Annotated in this window: 17 protein-coding genes; 9 read left to right on the top strand and 8 right to left on the bottom strand. The window is 46.1% G+C overall.

Features of this window, described 5'->3' with window-relative positions; translation table 11 throughout:
- Nucleotides 1-55: 55 nt before the first annotated feature.
- Nucleotides 56-1,483, bottom strand: a complete 1,428-nt coding sequence (locus ACU37H_RS16495) for a tetratricopeptide repeat protein (RefSeq protein ID WP_472705048.1) — start codon at nt 1,481-1,483, stop codon at nt 56-58.
- Nucleotides 1,484-1,710: 227 nt separating this feature from the next.
- Between ACU37H_RS16495 and ACU37H_RS16490 the strand changes: the two genes are divergently transcribed.
- Nucleotides 1,711-2,061, top strand: a complete 351-nt coding sequence (locus tag ACU37H_RS16490; protein WP_472705050.1) for a hypothetical protein — start codon at nt 1,711-1,713, stop codon at nt 2,059-2,061.
- A gap of 132 nt (nt 2,062-2,193) precedes the next feature.
- On the opposite strand, the gene ACU37H_RS16485 is transcribed toward ACU37H_RS16490, so the two are convergent.
- Both ACU37H_RS16485 and yidC read right to left on the bottom strand, forming a co-directional pair.
- Nucleotides 2,194-2,853 (bottom strand): GLPGLI family protein, encoded by a 660-nt coding sequence (locus tag ACU37H_RS16485; RefSeq protein ID WP_472705052.1) that lies wholly within the window; start codon nt 2,851-2,853, stop codon nt 2,194-2,196.
- Nucleotides 2,854-2,944: 91 nt separating this feature from the next.
- Nucleotides 2,945-4,786 carry a membrane protein insertase YidC gene (gene yidC / locus ACU37H_RS16480; RefSeq protein WP_472705054.1) on the bottom strand — a complete coding sequence of 614 codons (1,842 nt, stop codon included), beginning with the start codon at nt 4,784-4,786 and terminating at the stop codon, nt 2,945-2,947.
- A gap of 473 nt (nt 4,787-5,259) precedes the next feature.
- Here yidC and ACU37H_RS16475 point away from each other — a divergent pair, with 473 nt between their 5' ends.
- The gene (locus ACU37H_RS16475; protein ID WP_472705056.1) at nt 5,260-6,843 is read left to right on the top strand and encodes a C1 family peptidase; all 1,584 of its coding nucleotides are present in this window, start codon (nt 5,260-5,262) and stop codon (nt 6,841-6,843) included.
- A 66-nt stretch (nt 6,844-6,909) separates the two neighbouring features.
- Here the strand turns inward: ACU37H_RS16475 and ACU37H_RS16470 are convergent, their stop codons facing one another.
- A complete protein-coding gene (locus tag ACU37H_RS16470; protein WP_472705057.1) occupies nt 6,910-7,404 on the bottom strand; it encodes a hypothetical protein in 495 nt (164 codons plus the stop codon).
- A 138-nt stretch (nt 7,405-7,542) separates the two neighbouring features.
- Nucleotides 7,543-8,982 carry a sulfatase family protein gene (locus ACU37H_RS16465; RefSeq protein ID WP_472705058.1) on the bottom strand — a complete coding sequence of 480 codons (1,440 nt, stop codon included), beginning with the start codon at nt 8,980-8,982 and terminating at the stop codon, nt 7,543-7,545.
- Between the two features lie 258 nt (nt 8,983-9,240).
- Here ACU37H_RS16465 and ACU37H_RS16460 point away from each other — a divergent pair, with 258 nt between their 5' ends.
- The 7 genes from ACU37H_RS16460 to ACU37H_RS16430 all read left to right on the top strand — a co-directional run bounded on the left by ACU37H_RS16460 (nt 9,241) and on the right by ACU37H_RS16430 (nt 18,182).
- A complete protein-coding gene (locus ACU37H_RS16460) occupies nt 9,241-9,612 on the top strand; it encodes a SpoIIAA family protein (RefSeq protein WP_472705060.1) in 372 nt (123 codons plus the stop codon).
- Nucleotides 9,613-10,012: 400 nt separating this feature from the next.
- Nucleotides 10,013-11,494, top strand: coding sequence for a sulfatase family protein (locus tag ACU37H_RS16455; RefSeq protein WP_472705062.1), 1,482 nt, complete (start codon nt 10,013-10,015; stop codon nt 11,492-11,494).
- Between the two features lie 74 nt (nt 11,495-11,568).
- Entirely contained in the window at nt 11,569-13,020 is a 1,452-nt protein-coding gene (locus ACU37H_RS16450) for a sulfatase family protein (RefSeq protein WP_472705064.1), read from the top strand.
- Between the two features lie 46 nt (nt 13,021-13,066).
- The gene (locus ACU37H_RS16445) at nt 13,067-14,209 is read left to right on the top strand and encodes an alpha-L-fucosidase (RefSeq protein WP_472705066.1); all 1,143 of its coding nucleotides are present in this window, start codon (nt 13,067-13,069) and stop codon (nt 14,207-14,209) included.
- 227 nt (nt 14,210-14,436) lie between these two features.
- Nucleotides 14,437-15,819, top strand: a complete 1,383-nt coding sequence (locus tag ACU37H_RS16440; protein ID WP_472705068.1) for an alpha-L-fucosidase — start codon at nt 14,437-14,439, stop codon at nt 15,817-15,819.
- A gap of 49 nt (nt 15,820-15,868) precedes the next feature.
- A complete protein-coding gene (locus ACU37H_RS16435; protein ID WP_472705070.1) occupies nt 15,869-16,936 on the top strand; it encodes a glycoside hydrolase family protein in 1,068 nt (355 codons plus the stop codon).
- A 64-nt stretch (nt 16,937-17,000) separates the two neighbouring features.
- Nucleotides 17,001-18,182, top strand: coding sequence for a glucuronyl hydrolase (locus ACU37H_RS16430; protein WP_472705072.1), 1,182 nt, complete (start codon nt 17,001-17,003; stop codon nt 18,180-18,182).
- Between the two features lie 25 nt (nt 18,183-18,207).
- Here the strand turns inward: ACU37H_RS16430 and ACU37H_RS16425 are convergent, their stop codons facing one another.
- The 3 genes from ACU37H_RS16425 to ACU37H_RS16415 form a co-directional block, all read right to left on the bottom strand.
- Nucleotides 18,208-19,008, bottom strand: coding sequence for an O-methyltransferase (locus tag ACU37H_RS16425; protein ID WP_472705074.1), 801 nt, complete (start codon nt 19,006-19,008; stop codon nt 18,208-18,210).
- Between the two features lie 135 nt (nt 19,009-19,143).
- Complete coding sequence (locus ACU37H_RS16420; RefSeq protein ID WP_472705076.1) at nt 19,144-19,635, bottom strand: dihydrofolate reductase; 492 nt, start codon at nt 19,633-19,635, stop codon at nt 19,144-19,146.
- Between the two features lie 52 nt (nt 19,636-19,687).
- Nucleotides 19,688-20,503: a thymidylate synthase gene (locus ACU37H_RS16415; RefSeq protein ID WP_472705078.1), complete on the bottom strand. Its 816-nt coding sequence runs from the start codon at nt 20,501-20,503 to the stop codon at nt 19,688-19,690.
- Nucleotides 20,504-20,632: the final 129 nt, after the last annotated feature.

Here is a 20,632-nt window from a genome sequence, read left to right as displayed (position 1 = left end):
CCGCTGAGGAATATTATCTCATTGAGCATACACCGTCGGAAAGCGGAGATAGTTATTAATTGCCTTTCCGTTTTTTATATTTCAGGATGAGATCGGCCACCTGCTGATGTTGCAAAATGGCCGGATTGATCTGCAGCACCTTTTTAAGCTGGCCGGGAGCCGCCATCAGTGCGTCTTCCAGCACGATGAGCGCCTGCTTTTTCTTGCCTTGTTCAAACTGTATAAGCGCTTTATAAAAAATGAAAACAGGTTTATCTTTAGTCATCAACAGGGCATTGTCCACCTGCTTCAAGGCTTCATCATAATACTGCGCATCATACAGACATTTAATCAGCGCTTCCCAACCCACTGCTGACTTGGGTTTGAGCCTGACTACATTAGAGAAATACTGGATTGCCTCTTTGGTAAAGCCTAACCTCATTTTGCAATCTCCCATGAGGATGCTGTATTCCGGCTTGTTTTTCTTCAGCTTCATGGCCGTGTCCAGCTGTTTGATGCAAAGCTCAAACTTATCCTCTTTATAATAGGTGTAGGCAATTTTATACACGAGATAGCTGATGTCCGGGTTCAAATGCGAAGCCTTGCGGTAGTAGAACCGTGCCTGCGCATAATTTTTCATCTTTTCATAACAGTAACCGATTGCCTCGTAGATCACATCTTCCGGCTTGGACAGCTCCAGCACCTTTTCCAGGTTTTCTATGGCGTCTTTATATTTTCTCAGGCGAATATAAGCGTCGCCGATATTCCGGTAGGCATAATCCATCTTCTCATCGATCACCAGAGCATATTGATAGGCGTCGATCGCCTTCTCGTACAGCTTAAGACCCTGAAAAGCGGCGCCTAAATTGAACCATGCTAGTTCGTTATAAGGGCTGTCGTCAATGATCGCTTTGTGCAACTCAATACTTTCGGCATTGCGGCCGGTATAGTCCGTCCAAAAGCAGATCTTATACAAGGCCTCTTCGTTGTCAGGCTCTTGCTGCAGGATCTCTTTTAAACAGTCAAATACTTTATCAAAGTCCTCGTAATCATCGTACACATCCGCCAATTCAAATAATAATTCGATCTTTTCTTCACCCTCAAACAGGTCTAACGCCTCTTTGAGCAGCGCTACGGCCTCTTCCTGGCGGTCGAGGGCCAGAAATGCTTCTGTTTTAAGAATATAGATATCAATATTGCTGTTGTCAAAAATAGAAGCCTGTTCCAGGAGATGAAGCGCTTCGTCATATTTGCGCCGGTTGAGTAGCAAATCGGCTTTTTTGATCAATAGTGATGCGGAATAGGGAAACTGTTCAGCGGCTATCTCCACCGCCTGGTAAGCTTTTAAAAACTGCTCCTGCGCCTCGAAATGCTCAATAATCTTCTCAAAAGCTTCTTCCTCAATGTAGGAACTCCCCTTGCCTCTTCGTAAATTCTCGTATCGCTGTAACAATTCGTTCAATTCCTGGTCTCTGTCTTCATCGTGCTGCGAAAATTCCTTCATAAATACCTCCTTCTGTTTAAATATACGACGAGCGATTAACAATTACTAATTTATACAACATAAACAATTAACGTACCTGTAAGTTTTCCTCCGGTTGTGAAAAACTATTTTTTCTGACGAGAGCTGCCTTCAGGCGGCAAATGTTAACGAAAAACTAAAATTTGTTATATATTGTCACAAAATTTCGTATCTTTGTTTACAGTTGAAATATCTTAAACCTATTCGTTATGATAAAGGCTATCTTTTTTAACCTGCTGTTTCTCTTATCGTTCGCAACGGTTGCGTTTGCAGAGGGAGAAAGCAACGATAATGACTTTGGTAAAGAAAAGCCAAAAAATAACTTATCGTTAGACAATAAGTCTGGAAAACAGCATTCCTTTTCGCTGCGTTCCGGAATGTACTTCAAAGGCGGCAACCTCATTAATGCTGAAACTACCGCATCGGGCGGCTACAATAACTTCACGATATCTTTTCAAAAGGAGCAGAATAACTACCTGCAACCTTATAAAAAGAAAGCGTTGTTGAATAAGCTTACTTTCAATCCCAATGAATTGCTGAGAAACTATTCCGGCAGGTAATACGTAAATCATTAAATAAAAATCCCGTCCTGATCATTTGATTCGGACGGGATTTTTTTTATGACTTGAGTTCTTGTAAATGCTCCGGATGAGCAGGCCAAAGACCTAAAATCAGATCACTAACCCACCTGCTTATTTATTGCTTTGCCTGCTGAATTCTGTGTAAGACATGATCCGGTAGCCAGTCTTAGGTATATCAAATTTTGCCAGCGGCACCGGGGTAAACTCGATGTTGGATACGGTAAACGTTACTTTATCCTTTCCCCTGGAAGCATCATATTGCATTGCTAATCCGGGCAGGCCCTTATTAATGCTCTGGAAATTAGTATTGACGGGGATCAGCTCTTTAGTAAAGTAGACTGTGAACCTGGTGCCGTCGGACAGCTTGCCAACTGCTTTCTGGCACTTGTAGCCCGCAATCTGCTTGAACTCATTCTCGATCTTGTAGGTCACGCCCTCGTAGCGCTTATTGTAGGATTTCCATTCGGTAGGCGAATAGGTGATCAGGAACTTTTTATTACCGTAGTCCCTGATGTTAGTGGCTGTGCCATTTTTCTCGTCAAAAATGGTGGACGAAGTTCCCAATGAACTAATAAAATCCGAGCGGCTTAAGTTGCCTTTTACGTACACGATATTCGTAGCACCGTCCAGCATATCTGCCCGCTTCGGCGTATTGTTGTCTGTGCTTACCACGATATCGTAATAGATCGTCGCATCTGTCACTTTCTTTTGTGCGACAGACCATTTGGTCATTAGTAAAAGGGCAATTACAGGGAAAATTTTGTTTTTCATTATTATTTTCATTCTATGAACTTAGACGCTACAAGATAAACAATAAGTTGCTTACAAAAAATCCGGGCTCATCGCCCGGATCTGTTATTTATTATTTTTTCTGTTTTTCTTTCATCTGCCGTTGTTGTTCCTGCATCTGCTCCAGCCGCTCCTGCCATTTTGATTTGGTTTTCGGCTTTTTGCGGTTCAGCTCGATCTTCGCCAGGATCTTATCGTGATCAATAATATAATTCTGGATGATGAACTGCAGCACCAACGTAATGATGTTAGACACTGTATAATACCAGGTCAGGGCCGATGGCAGCTTGTTAAAGATGAATAACAAGAATACCGGCATGATGTAGGGCATGTACTTCATCATGGGGTTGCTCTGATCGGGGGTCATGCTCATGCTGTACAACGAAATCAACAAGCTGGTTACCACCGCTGCTATGGTAAACAAACTGAGGTGGTTACCCAACAATGGAATGTTAAAACCAAACACAATCGGAGCGTCGTAAGCCGACAGGTCATTGCTCCACAAAAACTCTACTCCACGTAAGTCGACGTTAGCGCTAAAGAAACTGTACAAGGCAAAGAAGATCGGAATCTGCAATAAAGCCGGGATACATCCTCCTAACGGGTTCACGCCTGCTTCCCTGAACAATTTCATTTGCTCCATGCTCATGGCCTGCTGATCTTCTCCAAGCCGTTCTTTCAGCTTGGCAATCTCCGGTCTCAAAGCTTTCATCTTCGCGCCACTCAGGTAGCTACTGTAGGTCAGTGGCGAGATCACCAGCCTGATGATCAGTGTCAGCAAGGCAATGATCAGTCCATAGCTGGACACGAAGCTCTTAAAGAAGTTGAAAATAGGAATGATGATAAACTGGTTGAGCGGCCTCACAAAGGCATATACGCCCTGCCCCAGGTTCACCAGTTTGCTCAGATCGTTTCCTTCCCTCTTCAGCAAATTATAGTCAGAAGGGCCGTAGAAAATGCTCAGCGGGATCGTAACAGAAGAGGCCGGAGTTACCGAAATACGCATATTCGCGGTAGATTGGGCAACAACGTGGCTGTTCTCTTCCGGCATTTTCCAATCCATTTTTCCGCCCGAAAAATTATTCTTAGCGATCAGGAATGTATTAAAGAAACGCTGCCTGACACCCACCCATTCAACGGACTGATCAAACTCCACAGAACTTTTCTTGCCGATAGTGTGGTAATCAAAGCTGCCGTCTTCTATATAACCTACCTGTGTATTTTGCCTTTCAAATTCCAAGTCGGATTCCTGCTGATGCGCTTCATACTGCCACACCAGGTTTAAATTGCCCTGCGTGAGCAACTGTGTCGGCTGGGTTAATAAGATATTGAAGTCGACTTTGTAAGTGTCCGGATAGATGATATACTGGTGTTTGATGTAGGTGTTGGCCTGGCTGCTGTCGCCTCCTTTCAGCTCAAAGCTTACCAACTGCGATCCGTTGGGACCGGGCTCTACCTTACCATTGGTGAAAAACAGGTCGGAGGTGAGGGCACTCTGGTTAGCTGAGGTATTGATCGCATAACCTATTTTATTAAAATCAGCTGCAGCAAGCATGACCGGTTTCTGGGTTTCGGCATTCTTGAAATTTTTCAGTTCCACCGATTTAGGCTGTCCCCCTTTATTGGTAAAAGCGATCTTAAAAAGGCTGTTCTCCGCGTAAATTACCTGCTCATTTCCCTTCGCGGCATTCTGAAACATACCAGCTTTGGTGATTTGTAGCTGGGAGTCTGCACGCATCGCGTCCAACCGGGCGGCGGCAGTGTCGATCCTGGGTTGCATCGCTTTAGCGATAGAATCCTGGCGCGCCTGTTCGGCCATCGCGGCTTTCTGCTGCTTGGAATTGTAGAAAAAGTAAAAGAAAAAAAGGAGTCCTAAAAGAGAAAAACCTATGACGGTATTACGATCAAACTTCATTATGAGCTGTAATTTTTTGAGGCGCAAAGATAAGCATTGTACAATAGAATAGCGGGTTTTAGGCAGATAATCCGGGGCGGACAGATAAGTTGTCATGCTGCGGATAGCTTTGGATCAAAATTAATTCTAAGCGGAGTATATCAAACCCAAAAAAGATATTCAATCAGGCGCCGGACCGGGACAGTCAGCGGCGGCAAAACGCACAAATTGATATTAATTGTTTTTTTTGATTCTACAATAGCATTGCCAATGCACCAAGCCAGCCTAATCGGTACATTCCCGCATTGATCTGTTATTTCGTATGTATTTATCCACGCCAACAAGTACAGGCGGATGCTGCCTTGAAGCGCATCTGGCGGTTTTATGCCAGCGGGCGATAGCCGGTTACTGGTCAGACCGGGACGGTCAGACCCGTAACCTTGAATAAAGTATGAAATTGATGACACATCATTTATTTTTATAAAAAAAAAGCCATGCCAATAAGAATGACTGACGACCCGGAAGACCGGGGTAATGACTACAACGATGACCGCCGGGGCAATTCCGGTTCGGGCGGCGGCGGACTATTTTCGTTACTGCCCCTGTTGCTGGGCCTGTTCCGCGGAAAAGGAATCATTGGGATCCTGGTGGTTGGGGCAGCCTTATGGTTTTTCATGGGCCGTGGCGGAGGCGGCTGCGGAAACCTGAATATCGGCGATGTGGCGCAGCAACTCTTCTCCCAAAGTGGTTACGGCTATAACCCCGATGAATTCAATAAGGCTTCGATCTATGAAGGGTTGACGGACGACGACCAGAAAAATCCCCTGCCGGAGGCCGTTTCGCTTTTGCGCTTTGCTCCAAAGCGCGGCGATCAGGGAGCACAGGGCAGCTGCGTCGCCTGGAGCAGTGCCTATGCAGCACAAACCATCCTGACGGCGGCGGCGCAAGGCAAGGATCCGAACAGCATCGTGTTCAGCCCCTCCTATCTCTACAACCAGATCAGGCTGGGCGACGATTGCCAGGGGTCCTACATCCAGAGGGCGATGGAAGCTATGAAAGTTAATGGCGGCGTGCCTTTGAGCGAATACCCCTATACCGACCAGGATTGCAGCCGGACGCCGAATGGCGCTGTCATCCAGGCCGGCCGGCAGCATGCCATTCATGGATTTACAAGACTGACCGAAGGCGATAACCTCAACCAGATCAGCATACGGGCTGTGAAAGAACATTTGTCCAAAGACGCGCCTGTCGTGATCGGCATGATGGTGGGTCAGAGTTTTATGCAAGGCATGATGGGACAAGACCTTTGGGAACCGCAAGGCCTTGATCAGTCGCAGGTGGGACTGGGTGGACATGCCATGTGCGTCATCGGGTATGATGACAGCAAATATGGCGGGGCCTTCCAGATCATGAACAGCTGGTCTCCCCAATGGGGCAACAACGGCATCGCCTGGGTGAGATACGAAGATTTCAGAGACTATGTGAGAGAAGCTTATGGCATTGACCCGCTGCCGAAATCATCCGCAGTGGCGGCCCAACCGCTGGAATGCCATATCGGGTTGGTGAACAATGCCACAAAGGAGTATATAAAATTGCGCTCGACCGGCAATAATACTTTCCAGACCGTAACGCCGATCAGCATAGGAACCCGGTTTAAGATGGAGGTTAAAAACACCACGGAGTGCTACATTTATATCTTCGGACAAGAAACAGACGGCAGCGGCTATGTACTGTTTCCCTACCTGAAACCAGGGCAGACTGTCTCTAAGCATGCGCCTTACTGCGGCATTACGGGCTACCGCTTGTTTCCCAGGGCTCAGTCGATGGAAGCAGATAACGTAGGCAATAAGGATTATATAGCCATCATCACCAGCAAGAAAGAATTGAATTACAACCTGCTCAACGAAGCGATCAACAATAGCAGCGCGGCCGGCTTTGACGCGAAAGTTAAAGAAGCGTTAGCTGCCACCGCTATACCGGCTGCACAGGAGGCAACGCCGGACGGGCGCATTCACTTTCGGGTGAACGCAGGACCGGATAAAGCCGTGGCAACCATCGTAGCGTTTGACAAGAAATAAGCCGATAAACAGAACATAAAAAAAGCCATCCCTGACGGAATGGCTTTTTTTATGTTTCCAATGTTTTTATCTTTTCTGGAAAGTGTATACGATATAAATTGTTCTTCCTTCAAACTGGATGGGACTTCTGGCTTCAAAAGAGGTTTCGTTGAAAGAGGTCACCTCCAGGGAATACCCTTCTGCAATGTGCTTGGAGTCACTTTTTTTCAAGCCATCCTGCTTTTTGAAGTTAAATAACGTAGTACCGCCGTTTACCCGTTGTGACCATAAGATCTGGCGCGTACCGCCGGCACAGTCACCGCCTGCATTGATGGTATAAGAACCATATCCGTTGTTAGGTAATACCCACTCGCTTCCCTCAAAGCAGGCTAAGGGAGCATCATCAAAAGCCGTTACATTTATTTTACCTTCAACACCTTCTACCCTGGCCGCAGTAATGGTCCAGTTGCCTTTGAAATCTTTGCGCGGAGCAATGGCATTTTTGCTGGACGAACATGATGCCACGAAAAATACTGATGCGATCAATAAGGTAAGGACGGTTAATTTTTTGCTTCTATTCATGGTTAAAAATTTAAATAAGATATGCACAATTGCGATGCCAAATTTTAGATTTTTGACGATTGCTTAAAAACAAAGGTTGTAAACATTAATAAAAAAACGATTTCCAAAAACGCTCTCTTTCAGTCCGGCACGTCCTTCCTAGCTGATGCGAAATGGATCGTTATTGGATTTCAGCCATTTTTGCAGCTCCTGCTGCAGTCGCTTTACTTCCGGCAAACGGGCATCAAACCTGTTTGTCAATTCGAAGGGATCATTTTGCAGGTCAAAGAAATAAGGCACCACCCCGTTTTCAGTATGGTCATAAACGAGCTTATATTTTGAAGTGCGAACGCCTCTAAACCCGGTTTCTTTTTTGCCGGCATCGACTCGTCCCATGAAAAACTGGAGATCGATTTTATTTTTCCCGGTCGATGTGAGGAGATTTTCTGCAAAGCTTTTGCCGGTTATCTTATGATCATTTTTGATGGTAACGCCGCATAGATCCAGTAAAGTGGGATAAAAGTCGAGCATGGAGGCCATCAGTTGGGTATGAAGCCCCGGCTGTATCTTGCCTTTCCAATAGATCATAAACGGCACTTCAAGCGAAGGTTCATATATATTGTTTTTTGTCAGCTCGTTGTGTTTGCCCAGACAATTGCCATGATCAGCTGTAAAAACGACAATGGTATTGTCTAATAAATCCTGCTCTTCCAGGGCCCGTATGATTCTTCCGATCTGTTCGTCAACACCGGTGATTGCTGCATAGTAATTTTTGATGTCTTCGCGATAGGCCTTTCCCATGCGCGTTCCGGGACCCGGGATATCGGGGTCGGCTACCAGAGTTGACAAAGGCACATCGCCGTACAGCTTTTTATATTTTTCAGGCACCTGATGATAACCGGTGTGCGGAGGATTGATAGATACTACAAGCGAAAAGGGACGGTCCGAATCCCGTTCTCCGTTTTTATTTTGAAAGAAAGCAATGGCTTTATCTGCTTCATGTTCGGGCCCCCATTGATCGACATAGTGATAATCCTGCCGGCCCGCGTCTGTACTCCAATACATGGGACGCAAGTGCACATCGTAAGTACCGTAGGCGTACCAATAGTCGAAGCCATGACGCTTGTCTTTTGGTGTCCATTCATTCCAGGCAACTGCTCCGGAGTTATTGCTGCTTTCGATGTAAGGAAGGTGCGGCGAGTCTAAATGCCATTTTCCGATGTATCCGTTGTAATAACCTTTTCTCTTTAATACATCGCTCCAGGTTTGGATATCTTTGGAAAGCTCCACCTTGAAGGGAGCCGACCTTGAATTAACATTCGCATATACCTGGTTATCGAAAGGATGTTGCCCGGTAAGCAAGATCGCTCGCGCGGGGGAACATACCGGATAATTGGTGATAAACTGCGTCAGCGTCGCGGCATGTTTTGACAGAGCGTCCAGGAAAGGTGTCTGCACTTTTTCCTCACCAAGAAAACCCAGCGCTGATCCCCTCCACTGATCAGCCAATAGGATCACGACGTTAGGAGATTGGGCCCGGCTGGCCTGTAAGCTAAAGCTGGCCGCAATTGCGAGGCTGATCATTATGCGGCTGAACAATCGATTTTGGTTTAAGAAAGTTGCTTTCATGCGTTAATCCTGTTAAATGAGAGGACCCGGCAAATGTAAGATATATCGCATCTCACACGGTGAAGTAAAAAGCAAGACCTAAAATGTTAAAAAATTTTATAACACATTATTTTTTCGATAGGTTCTATACCTGTTATTCAAGTGATTACCCCGCGAGCCTGTAACGGATTTCTTAACAAAAATATTTTCGGTACGACTTTGGTTCTTATCGTGAGTAAACGAGATCCTATGATTAGCAAAATTGAGGAGATACCGGATAACATCGTAGCATTTAAGGCGTCGGGCAATATAGAGGCGAATGACTTTACTAATACTTTAATTCCCGCTATACAGGATTTCACGAGAAATCACAAAGACTTTAATTATATGCTGGTATTGGATAATGACATGCATAATTTTTCCATCACGTGGTGGATGAAGCTCCTTTGGATAGCCGTGCGCGATTGGACTCAATGGAACCGCTGCGCTATTATCAGCAATCTCGAACGCCTGAAAACATTTACAAATGATACTTGTAAAGAGTTACCGGGAGAGTTGCGCGTCTATCCCAGCGAACAGCAGGAAGACGCCATGCGTTGGTTGAAAGGGCTGGACAGATAGAGTCGATCAGTCCATAATATCTCATTCATAAGTAAGCTTCATAAATAAGATCAGTATTCACCCATACCGATCTAAGGTGTATTTTGCTATTTAGAACGTCGATCATTATTCGATGCCGCTCCATTATTTATTGGTCATTACATATTTGTTTTTGCTTATTGCTACTGGTTACTTGCTAACTGCCCAGCGGGTCGCCCCTCTGCTGAAAATTAAGAAATTAAAAAAATCATTATATTTTGTTCCAAAATTACTTTGACTGCTTATTTTTAAGGTTCGTTTAGAATGACATCAAATGGCTTTGCTAAGATCAACGGCTGAATTCAGCTGTCAGATCCGTTTGCTTGCAATATTATAGCTCCGGCTTTGATCTCATTCTACATCAGCACCAAATACCCGATTCATGAAATATCTATTAACACTGTACATACTGCTTTTGACAACGGCTTCGAATGCGCAGCAGCGACCTAATATCATTTATATCCTTGCGGATGATCTGGGCTATGGCGATGTGAGCGCATTAAATCCTCAATCTAAAATTAAAACACCTCATATCGATTCGATAGCAGCGGAAGGAATGAGTTTTACAGATGCGCATACAAATTCGTCAGTATGCACGCCCACGCGTTATGGCGTTCTCACAGGACGTTACGCATGGCGCACGCATTTGCAGAACGGTGTGCTTTGGAGTTATGACACTTCGCTGATCGATAATAACCGTGCGACCGTAGCTTCACTTTTAAAGCGAAGCGGCTACCAAACCGCGTGTATCGGCAAATGGCACCTGGGTTTGGGTTGGCAAAAAGGTGCCGACGGAAAAGTGGATTTTACAAAACCCGTCACGAGCGGCCCCATAACAACAGGCTTTGATTATTTTTATGGCATCACTGCCTCGCTGGATATCCCGCCTTACTTCTATATTGAAAACAATAAGATCACGGCCACCAAAATCAGCAGCATAGCAGGAACTACGGGCAAGGGCTTTTGGCGGGAAGGCCCGATTGGCAATGACTTCAGACATGAAGACGTGTTGCCGCATTTTACACAAAAAGCGGAGGAGTATATTGAAGCTCACGCCAAGGCAGCCCAGCCGTTCTTTTTATACATGCCGCTGCCGTCGCCTCACACCCCTATCTTACCCGGCTCCGCATTTAGAGGCAAATCCGGCACCAACGAATATGGTGATTTTGTGCTCATGACTGACGCGATGGTGGGCCGGATCCTGAAAGCCGTGAAAGATGCCGGCATTGACAACAATACCCTGATTGTCTTCACCAGTGATAACGGCGTTTCTCCCGCTGCTGACCTGAAAGAACTGGCCGCTTTGGGACATCATTCCAGCTATGTGTTCAGAGGTGCTAAAGCGGATATTTATGAAGGCGGGCACCGGGTTCCGTTCATTGTTAAATGGCCTGGGAAGATCAAGGCCAGCTCTAAAAATGCTACCACCATCTGTCTCACCGATTTCATGGCCACCGCGTCGGACATTGTTGGTCAGCCTCTGAAAAATGATGAAGGGGAAGACAGCTACAGTATTTTACCGCTGTTGTTGCAGCAAGGATCATTCAAAAGGAGCAGCACGATCCACCATTCTATTGACGGCAATTTCGCTATCCGGCAGGGAAAATGGAAACTGGCTTTTGCCTACGGATCGGGCGGCTGGAGCACTCCGGTTGAAAAGAATGCCAAAAAGCAAGCCCTTCCTCCGGTCCAGCTGTTTAACCTCGAGAACGACCTATCCGAGAAAAAAAATGTGGCTTCAGCACATCCGGATGTGGTAAAAAAACTGACCCGGGAACTGGAACAGATCATCAATAATGGCAGGTCTGCTCCCGGAGCACCACAACAGAACGATGTGCCCGTAAATTATCTGAAGTATAAGTAGGCCGGCGATGCCGCGATAATGATTTATTTTCAATCTATGCTTTGCTCATTATTTCAATCAATGACCCATAACAAATGAAACAAACAATTATTGCTTTACTATTTTTCCTGATCCCCTCTGCGGGCTTCTGTCAAAAAAACAACCCTAAAAAGACGCCGCCTAATATCGTCCTTATTTTCATGGACGATATGGGCTACGGCGATCCCGTTTGTTACGGGGGCGGTCCCTACCAGACACCGAATATTGACGCGTTAGCCGCCAATGGTATGCGTTTTACTAATTTTTACGCTGCGCAGGCAGTGTGCACAGCCTCCAGGGCTGCCTTGCTGACAGGCTGTTATCCGACAAGGCTCAGCATTCATGGAGCCATTAATCATGCAACAAAATTTGCATTAAATCCCGAAGAGCAAACGATTGCAGAGCTCCTGAAGGATCGCGGCTATAAAACGGGAATGGTGGGCAAATGGCATCTGGGACATAAAGTACCTTACCTGCCGTTGCAACACGGATTTGATGAATTTTACGGACTGCCTTATTCCAATGATATGTGGGCCTATGATTATAATGGAGAAAAGATTGAAGACACTTCGATCTGGAAGTCACAATATCCGCCGCTTCCATTAATCGAAGGCAATAAAACGGTTAAGATCGTTTCTTCATTTGCGGACCAGGATCAGCTGACAACGGACTATACCCAAAGAGCCGTGTCATTTATAAAGAAAAATAAAAATCAACCCTTCTTTTTATACTTCGCACATTCCATGGTTCATGTTCCGCTGGGCGTCTCTGACAAGTTTAAAGGCAAGAGCGGTGCCGGCATGTTTGGCGATGTGATGGAGGAGGTTGATTGGTCGGTAGGGGAAGTGATAAAAACTTTGAAAGAAAATAATTTATCAGATAATACTATTATCATTTTCACCAGTGACAATGGCCCTTGGCTGAATTTTGGCAACCACGCAGGTAATACCGGTGGTCACCGGGAAGGCAAAGGCTCTGCCTGGGACGGCGGCATGAAAGTGCCCGGCATCATCAGCTGGCCCGGCCATGTCCCAGCCGGAATGGTAAGCAACAAACTGCTGAGCACCATTGATATTTTGCCTACGCTGGTTGCCATTACCGGATCTAAAGCACCTGAAAAGAAAATTGACGGTGTGAGTTTTACAGAAGTGCTCTCGGGGAATACCAAGGTCAATCCGCGCGACGAACTGGCTTACTACTATGATAAAAATAACCTGAAAGCGATCCGGAAAGGCTCATGGAAACTGGTTTTTGCCGCTAATTCCCGCACTTACGGTCCGCCATCCACGATAGGAAAGGATCGCTATCCCGGTAAAACTTTGGAGATAGCGGTTCCCAAAGCGTTGTACAACCTGGCGACGGATCCGGGAGAAGACAGGGATGTGCAGGATATCTACCCGGAAGTGGTTCAACAACTGGAGCAAGCAGCGCAACGATACAGAGAGCAATTGGGTGATGGTCTTACCAACACGGTGGGAAAAGAAGTAAGGCCTGCAGCACAATTATAATTTTACATAACGATAACATCTGTAATGAAGCAGAAAAGACAAACACATGAAAAACAGTGTTAGCATACTATTATTTGTAGTGGTGTTTGGGAGTTGCTCGAGTTCAAAAAAAAACACGGTCACAAAAGTTCCGGCTTACCTGGAACAGCATGCAACAGCATATCGCCAAAACCCCAGGCAAGCCAATTTAGAATGGTTTAAGAATGCAAAGTATGGCATGTTCATCCACTACGGGCTTTACAGTTTATTAGAAAATGGAGAATGGGTTCAGTATCATAGCGATCCGCCGATACCGGTTGCAACGTATGCTAAGCTGGCCGACCGTTTTACCGCCGATCAGTTTGACGCTGAGAAAATAACGGATCTGGCGATTGCGGCTAAAATGAAGTACATCACTATCACGACAAAGCATCACGACGGGTTCGCTTTGTTTGATACGAAGGCCAGCGACTTTAATGTGATGAACAGTCCTGCCAAACGCGATTTAATAAAAGAATTATATGAAGCCTGCGAAAGAAAAAAGCTGGGCCTCTTTCTCTACTATTCCTACGCGGCCGACTGGAGCCATCCTTATTTTCTTCCGCATGAAGCATCAAAGATCGCCCGCCCCGCGTATAAAAAAGCTCAGCCTGAATATTTATATAAGAACAAAGAAGATTTTCAAAAATATATTGATTTTGCGCATCAGCAGGTGACCGAGCTGTTAACGCAATATCCCAATATTGCCGGCATTTGGTTCGATCCGATCATGGGCGTTTATTATCAGCCAGACAGGTTTCCTATTGATTCGACCTATGGCCTGATACGCCGGTTGTCGCCCCACGCTCTGATCAGTTTTAAACAAGGGGCCAACGGTACAGAGGATTTTATAGCTCCGGAAAGAGGCGGCGCTAAAAGGGTTGGAGAAGGATTAACGTTTGCAGAAAAAGTGTATGCACTTAACAAAGGCAAACCTGTTGAAATCTGTAATACGATGCAGCCATCTAGCTGGGGCTATAATAAAAGCGATAATGGCAAACACAAAACTGCAGATGACGTTTTGAAATTATTGGCAAACGCTAAAGCTTCAAATGCCAACCTCCTGTTGAATATTGGTCCGAAGGGCGACGGTGCTATTCCCGAAGAAGATGTGAAAGCACTGACTGAAGCAGGAAAAAGGATTGCAGAAGTATATCCGGAAATGAAGTAGGCAACAGCATCTGCAACGAACTTAAGGATTACCGGATCCATGCCGCTTGTACATGATCGGGTAGCCTTCCCGGGAAAGCCGGGGATAAAAAATCGAAAGCTATTTGGAATCGGCTTTGTCCTATTAACAAGGGCAACGCCATAATAATGAAAATTGACGTACCAAATCAACAGCGCATTTACAAATCTACGCGCGGCCTGATCTGGTATAACCTAAATTAAATGTAAATGAAGAAACTGATTAAACATATTCTATGCGCGCTCCCTGCATTATTACCGGCATGCTCCACCTGGGCTCAGTCACCGTTACCCACCCAGGCACAGATTGCTTGGCAAGAGGATGAAATCGGAATCCTTTTCTCTTACGATCTGCATGTATCTGACGGGAAAAAATATAATCAGGCTAATAACCGCATAAGTCCCTTTTTGGATTACAACATATTTAATCCTGAAAAACTGGATACTGATCAATGGATATTGGCTGCGAAAGCTGCCGGCGCCAAATTCGCAGTGCTGACAGCCACACATGAGACCGGGTTTGCCTTATACCAAAGCGATGTGAACCCTTTTTGCATGAAAGCCCTGAAATGGAAAAACGGACAAGGCGATATCCTCCGCGATTTCGTCAACTCCTGTAGAAAATATGGCATTAAACCGGGTGTATACCTTGGCATCCGCTGGAATGCGCATCTAGGCATTTATGATTTCAAAGTCCAGGGTGATGGTGCATTCGCTGAAAACCGGCAGCAGGCTTATAAAAAAATGTGTGAAGGCATGGTGGAAGAAATCACTACCCGCTACGGCGATCTGTTCATGATCTGGTTTGACGGAGGAGCATCCGACCCCGAAACTTATGGAGCCGACGTGTTGCCCATCGTCGAAAAAAACCAGCCGGGCTGTTTGTTTTACCACAATGCGCAAAGAGCGGACTTCAGATGGGGTGGATCAGAGTCCGGAACGGTGCCCTACCCCTGCTGGTCGACCTTTCCGTTTAGCTATTCGCATGCTATTAATACGGAAGCAATTTTTAAAGATGATTTTATATTATTAAAGCAGGGCGATCCGGAAGGAAACCATTATATACCTGCCATGTCCGATGCGCCGTTGCGCGGCTACAAAGGCCGTCATGAGTGGTTTTGGGAGCCCGATGATGAAGCGCATATTTACCCGGTCGATCACCTGGTAGATATGTATCATGGTTCGGTCGGTCATAATTCAACCTTGATACTGGGGCTTACGCCCGACCCGGATGGATTGCTGCCACAACCCGATGTTGACACTTTAACTGCTTTCGGAAAAAAAATAAAGACTTTGTATGCCGCACCGATCGCAAGTACCGGCGGCAGCAATACCAGGTTAGCATTTGACGTACCGAAAAACAGCCAAGTACAGCGTATCGTCATTCAGGAAGATGTCTCAAAAGGCCAGAGAGTCAGGGCTTTTGAGGTATCAGGCTTCAGGAATGGCAGGTGGGAAACTGTATTGAGCGGATCCTCTATCGGAAATAAGTATATCGCCACAATCCCCAAATTAACTGCTTATAAAAAGATGCGTCTCACGATTAAACGATCGGAAGGACGTCCTTTTATAAAACAATTTGCGGCATACTGAAGCGCTGCTTACAGGTGATGAAGGCCTTTTGTCGATCTAAAAGCTATATATGAACAACCGTCGCAATTTTTTAAAAGCTACAGCAGCAGGAGTCATACTTCCGGCGCTGTCGCCTTTTACCCTTTCTGCATCAGCAGCTACAAAGAAACAAAAGAGTTTCGCCGACCATTGGCAATTCATCGGGCCGTCTATTCACGAGCCAGGTTACCACGTTTGGGGAGCATCGCCTATCATCGACGAGAAAGGTTATGTACATCTGTTCGCCGCACGTTGGAGAAAACAACATAAAGTAGACCCCGGCTGGCGCTCCCACTCTGAAATAGCACATTACATAGCCGAGCACCCTGAAGGGCCGTTCCGGTTTTCAGAGATTGTCCTGCAAGGCACAGGAAAAGACACCTGGGATAAAAATGGCGTGCACAATCCAACGGTTCACAAGGTTGGGAACGAATATGTTCTTTTGTACATCGCAAATAATGATCACCGCCAACCGCCACATCCATCCAATCAATGCATAGGAATGGCCACTGCAAAGAGCTTAAACGGCCCCTGGAAAAAGGTAAACGATGACGGGAGAATCCTTGCACCGCCTGACAATAAAGATTACTGGAACTACCAGGCTCAGAATGGTGTGAACAACCCGGCGTTTCTTCCATATAAAGGAGGCTTTTTGCTTTATTTCAAATCGCAAAATGCTTTGATGGGCCTTGCTGTTTCCGAAAGCCTTCCAGGTCCTTATGTGCAGCTTCCTTTTCCCGTGACCAAAAATCAAATGACTATAGAAGACGGGTATGCCTTTTTATATGACGATAAGATATGCATGCTTACAACAGATAATCACGGCATACTGAAAGCAGGCGGCGGCATTTTATGGAAATCGGAAGATGGTGTCAGCTTCACCGAATATGAACCTGGATTTCACCTGATAAATGAATACCTCGCACCGGACCAGGTTCAAAACCCGGCATGGCATTACGGATCGACCGACAAGATGAAGTTCGAACGTCCGCAGTTATTATTGATCAAAAACAAACCGGCTTACCTGTATTTGGGAAGTGGCTGCAATATCTACGGTAACGATACTACAGTTAACTATGTAATGAAGTTTACAGGATAAATGCCAGGCAAGCATCCCGTAATAAAAAACATCGCAGCGATGCTGCAAACAAAAAAATATACGAATGAAAAAAATCTTTCTGTTTCTCTGCATCACATCCGTCCTTAGCGCAACAGCTCAGAAGAAAGAAGACTTACAAAGTCTGATCAACCACAACTTTCAATTGGCAGCAACACAATACAAGACACTTGATCAAAACACGCCCGTCGATCAAATGCCTAAAACCTTCAAAAACGGACAATCAGAATCTTCTGGTATTACCTGGTGGACCAGCGGCTTTTTCCCCGGCAGTCTCTGGTTTATTTATGAAGCAACAGGCGATACGGCCATCAAATCGATTGCTGAAAAGAGACTGAAGCTCCAGGAAGGTGTGAAGCGCTATACCGGTAATCATGATATAGGCTTTATGATCTTTTGTTCATTCGGTAACGCTTACCGCATCACAGGCAATGAATATTACAAGGCTGTGATCGACACGGCAGCAGCCTGGCAGATAAAAAGATATCAACCTTCCATCCATGCGATTCAATCCTGGAATGCATCTGACAAATTTAAATGTCCGGTGATCATCGACAATATGATGAACCTGGAACAGCTCTGCTGGGTGACCGACAAGGGTGGGGATCCCCGATACAAGCAAATCGCGGTGACGCACGCGAACACTACTCTGAAGAATCATTTCCGGAAAGACCACAGCTCGTATCATGTGGTGGATTATAACATCGATAACGGAGCGGTACTTAAAAAGGTGACGCACCAGGGTTATGCCGATGCGTCTGCCTGGTCCCGCGGACAAGCCTGGGGTTTGTATGGCTATACCGTGATGTATCGATTTACTAAAAACAAGGCTTATCTGCATCAGGCCGATGCGATTGCCCAATACATGATCCGTCATCCAAAGATGCCGGTTGACATGATCCCTTTGTGGGACTATGATGCGCCGGAAGGCATGAAGGCCCTGCGGGACGCGTCTGCCGGAGCTATCATGGCCTCAGCCCTGCTGGAGCTGGCCCGTTATTCCGGAAAGAATAGAAAGGAGTATATTACTGCTGCCGAGACCGCTCTGCGCACGTTATCCAGCGATCAATACCTCGCGAAGCCGGGGGAAAACGGGGGCTTCCTGCTGAAACACAGCGTGGGCTCTTTGCCTCATAACTCCGAAGTGGATGTGCCCCTTACTTATGCAGACTACTACTTCCTGGAAGCGATGCAACGATATAAAGACAGGATGAAACGCGGAAAATAAAATCAGGATGGTCGAGGCTTTGGCGTCACACGCGAACGCTGAAGCTCTGTTTTTCCCTGAATTCCTTTCTGAAACTTAAAATGCCGATATAGAACAGGTCAATGTCGCAGGACACGGCTTCGTGCGCAACGATATGCTTCCAGGCCGACTCCATTTCCCGGCTCCAGTGAATGTCATCAAAGATCAGCAGGGTATCGTTGTGAATGTAGGGAAGTATTTGTTCAAAGTAACGTTCGGTAGGCTCCTGCCGGTGGTTGCCATCAATGAAGACCAAGTCAGCTTTTTGTTGTTGCTCTAATACGCCGGCTAAAGTATCATCGAAATTGCCTCTTACGATGTTAACGTTGGAGATCCCGAGTTGGTGCAAATTTTTTGCCGCCTGGTCGGCTACTGAAGGGGCGCCCTCCATCGTGGTCACCCGGGCCGCAGGATTGCCCAACGCCAGGTAGCTGGTAGTGATGCCGAGCGAAGTCCCCAGTTCAATGACGTTCCGCGGTTGATAAAACCGCACCATGCGATACAGGAGCTGGCCAAACTTTTTCGGCTTGGCTGCGTTCTTCGCGATTGAAGCGACCGACCTTTTGTCAGACCTTGTAACGGAGGATCCGGCGCCCATATCTTCAATCTCGATCGCCGTCGGATCAGCCAATAATTCTTTCCGCAGTGCTTCCACCTTTTCATAGTCATCATACTTTGTAAAATCATTCATAACCTTCGTAATGAACTCATACACGAAGGGGGAATGCATACCATGACCTTTACTGTTGGCAGCATGAACATAGTACTTAAAATACTTAGCGGCGGCTTGTAATGGTGAGTAAGACAATGGATGTAGAATTAGGTGATGAAATATTGGGTAGTAGCGCGTGATAAACGATGAGCAATTGGAGTGAGCCGTTTCGTTGGTTTCCATCAAGGATCATTCAAACCTGCAGGTAATGCTCAGGATCCCAGATCCGGATTACTTCCGCTCCCACACTTCGTAGGTGTAGTCGTAAGCATGCTTTTCGTCGGCTTGGTTCTTTACCGCACTTACCAGTTTCCATTCTTTCTCCGTGATCACCGGGAAGGTCGTGTCGCCCTCAATAACCGTGTCGACCCGCGTTAGATAGATGCGTTTAGCCTTGGGAAAATACATTTTGTAGATCTCTCCGCCACCGATCACCATCAGTTCTTTTACATCGGCCTGCTTTACCATGAACTCGACATCTTTGGTGCTGTTCAACACGATCGCGCCGTCTGCTTTCAACCCTTTCTGATTGCTCAGGACGATATTCTTCCTGCCGGCCAGCGGCTTTTTGAAGCTTTCAAACGTCTTACGTCCCATTACGACGGGCATACCCCAGGTCACGTTTTTGAAATGCTTCATGTCCTCCGGCAAATTCCAGACAAGACTGTTGTCTTTGCCAATAACATTATTATTCGAAGCTGCGACTACTAATGATATGATCATAGGAATACTATTTAGGGATGTTGCTATAACGTGCAACATTATTATAAAATTTCTAAACCGCTACGGGCGCTTTGATGGCCGGATGACTCTGATAATTTTCCAGCTGGAAATCTTCAAACGCAAAACCAAAAATATCTTTTACCGCCGGGTTGATCTTCATGACCGGTAGCGGAAACGGCTCGCGGCTCAACTGCAATTGCACCTGCTCAAGGTGGTTGTTGTAAATGTGCACATCGCCGAAAGTATGTATAAAATCTCCCGGCTCCAGATCACACACCTGTGCCATCATCATCGTTAACAGCGCGTAGGAAGCGATATTGAAGGGTACACCCAGAAATACATCAGCACTTCGCTGATACAGCTGGCAGCTCAGCCTCCCTCTACCGCCCTCCGAAAGAGGGGGAATTACATAAAACTGGAAAAGCGTGTGGCAGGGCATGAGCGCCATCTCTGGCAGTTCGCCCACATTCCAGGCACTTACGATCAGTCGCCGGCTATCGGGTGTTCTTTTGATCTGGTTGATCACCTCGGTGATCTGGTCGATGACTTTTCCGTCTTTTCCCTCCCAGCTTCGCCATTGTTTGCCATAGACCGGACCCAGATCGCCATTCTCGTCCGCCCACTCATTCCAGATACTGACGCCCCTTTCTTTGAGATAGCCGATATTCGTATCGCCTTTCAGAAACCAAAGTAATTCGTGGATAATACTTTTAAGATGTACTTTTTTGGTTGTGACCAGCGGAAATCCTTTTTGAAGGTCAAACCGAAGCTGGTAGCCAAAAGTGCTGATAGTGCCCGTGCCGGTGCGGTCCGTTTTTTGTGAACCGTTATCTAAAATATGTTGAAGCAGGTCTAAATACTGTTGCATAATGCAAGATATGTAATAATCATCCAATGATCGCGTGCGCCGGTCATAATGTGCGAAACCTGTCAGTTTAATACTGGCCGGAAACTTGCTTTAAGACATCACCGATGACTTTTTATTAACAGGACAGGT

This window comes from Niabella sp. ZPM-14 (assembly GCF_055693045.2).
The sequence above is the reverse complement of the archived record's forward strand: the minus strand, read 5'-3'. Positions and strand labels throughout refer to the sequence as shown.

Excerpts from the sequence above, each read along its gene's own strand:
- ACU37H_RS16495 (WP_472705048.1), bottom strand. The coding sequence starts at position 1,483 with ATGAAGGAATTTTCGCAGCACGATGAAGACAGAGACCAGGAATTGAAC.
- ACU37H_RS16490 (WP_472705050.1), top strand. The coding sequence starts at position 1,711 with ATGATAAAGGCTATCTTTTTTAACCTGCTGTTTCTCTTATCGTTCGCA.
- ACU37H_RS16485 (WP_472705052.1), bottom strand. The coding sequence starts at position 2,853 with ATGAAAAACAAAATTTTCCCTGTAATTGCCCTTTTACTAATGACCAAA.
- yidC (WP_472705054.1), bottom strand. The coding sequence starts at position 4,786 with ATGAAGTTTGATCGTAATACCGTCATAGGTTTTTCTCTTTTAGGACTC.
- ACU37H_RS16475 (WP_472705056.1), top strand. The coding sequence starts at position 5,260 with ATGCCAATAAGAATGACTGACGACCCGGAAGACCGGGGTAATGACTAC.
- ACU37H_RS16470 (WP_472705057.1), bottom strand. The coding sequence starts at position 7,404 with ATGAATAGAAGCAAAAAATTAACCGTCCTTACCTTATTGATCGCATCA.
- ACU37H_RS16460 (WP_472705060.1), top strand. The coding sequence starts at position 9,241 with ATGATTAGCAAAATTGAGGAGATACCGGATAACATCGTAGCATTTAAG.
- ACU37H_RS16455 (WP_472705062.1), top strand. The coding sequence starts at position 10,013 with ATGAAATATCTATTAACACTGTACATACTGCTTTTGACAACGGCTTCG.
- ACU37H_RS16450 (WP_472705064.1), top strand. The coding sequence starts at position 11,569 with ATGAAACAAACAATTATTGCTTTACTATTTTTCCTGATCCCCTCTGCG.
- ACU37H_RS16445 (WP_472705066.1), top strand. The coding sequence starts at position 13,067 with ATGAAAAACAGTGTTAGCATACTATTATTTGTAGTGGTGTTTGGGAGT.
- ACU37H_RS16440 (WP_472705068.1), top strand. The coding sequence starts at position 14,437 with ATGAAGAAACTGATTAAACATATTCTATGCGCGCTCCCTGCATTATTA.
- ACU37H_RS16435 (WP_472705070.1), top strand. The coding sequence starts at position 15,869 with ATGAACAACCGTCGCAATTTTTTAAAAGCTACAGCAGCAGGAGTCATA.
- ACU37H_RS16430 (WP_472705072.1), top strand. The coding sequence starts at position 17,001 with ATGAAAAAAATCTTTCTGTTTCTCTGCATCACATCCGTCCTTAGCGCA.
- ACU37H_RS16420 (WP_472705076.1), bottom strand. The coding sequence starts at position 19,635 with ATGATCATATCATTAGTAGTCGCAGCTTCGAATAATAATGTTATTGGC.
- ACU37H_RS16415 (WP_472705078.1), bottom strand. The coding sequence starts at position 20,503 with ATGCAACAGTATTTAGACCTGCTTCAACATATTTTAGATAACGGTTCA.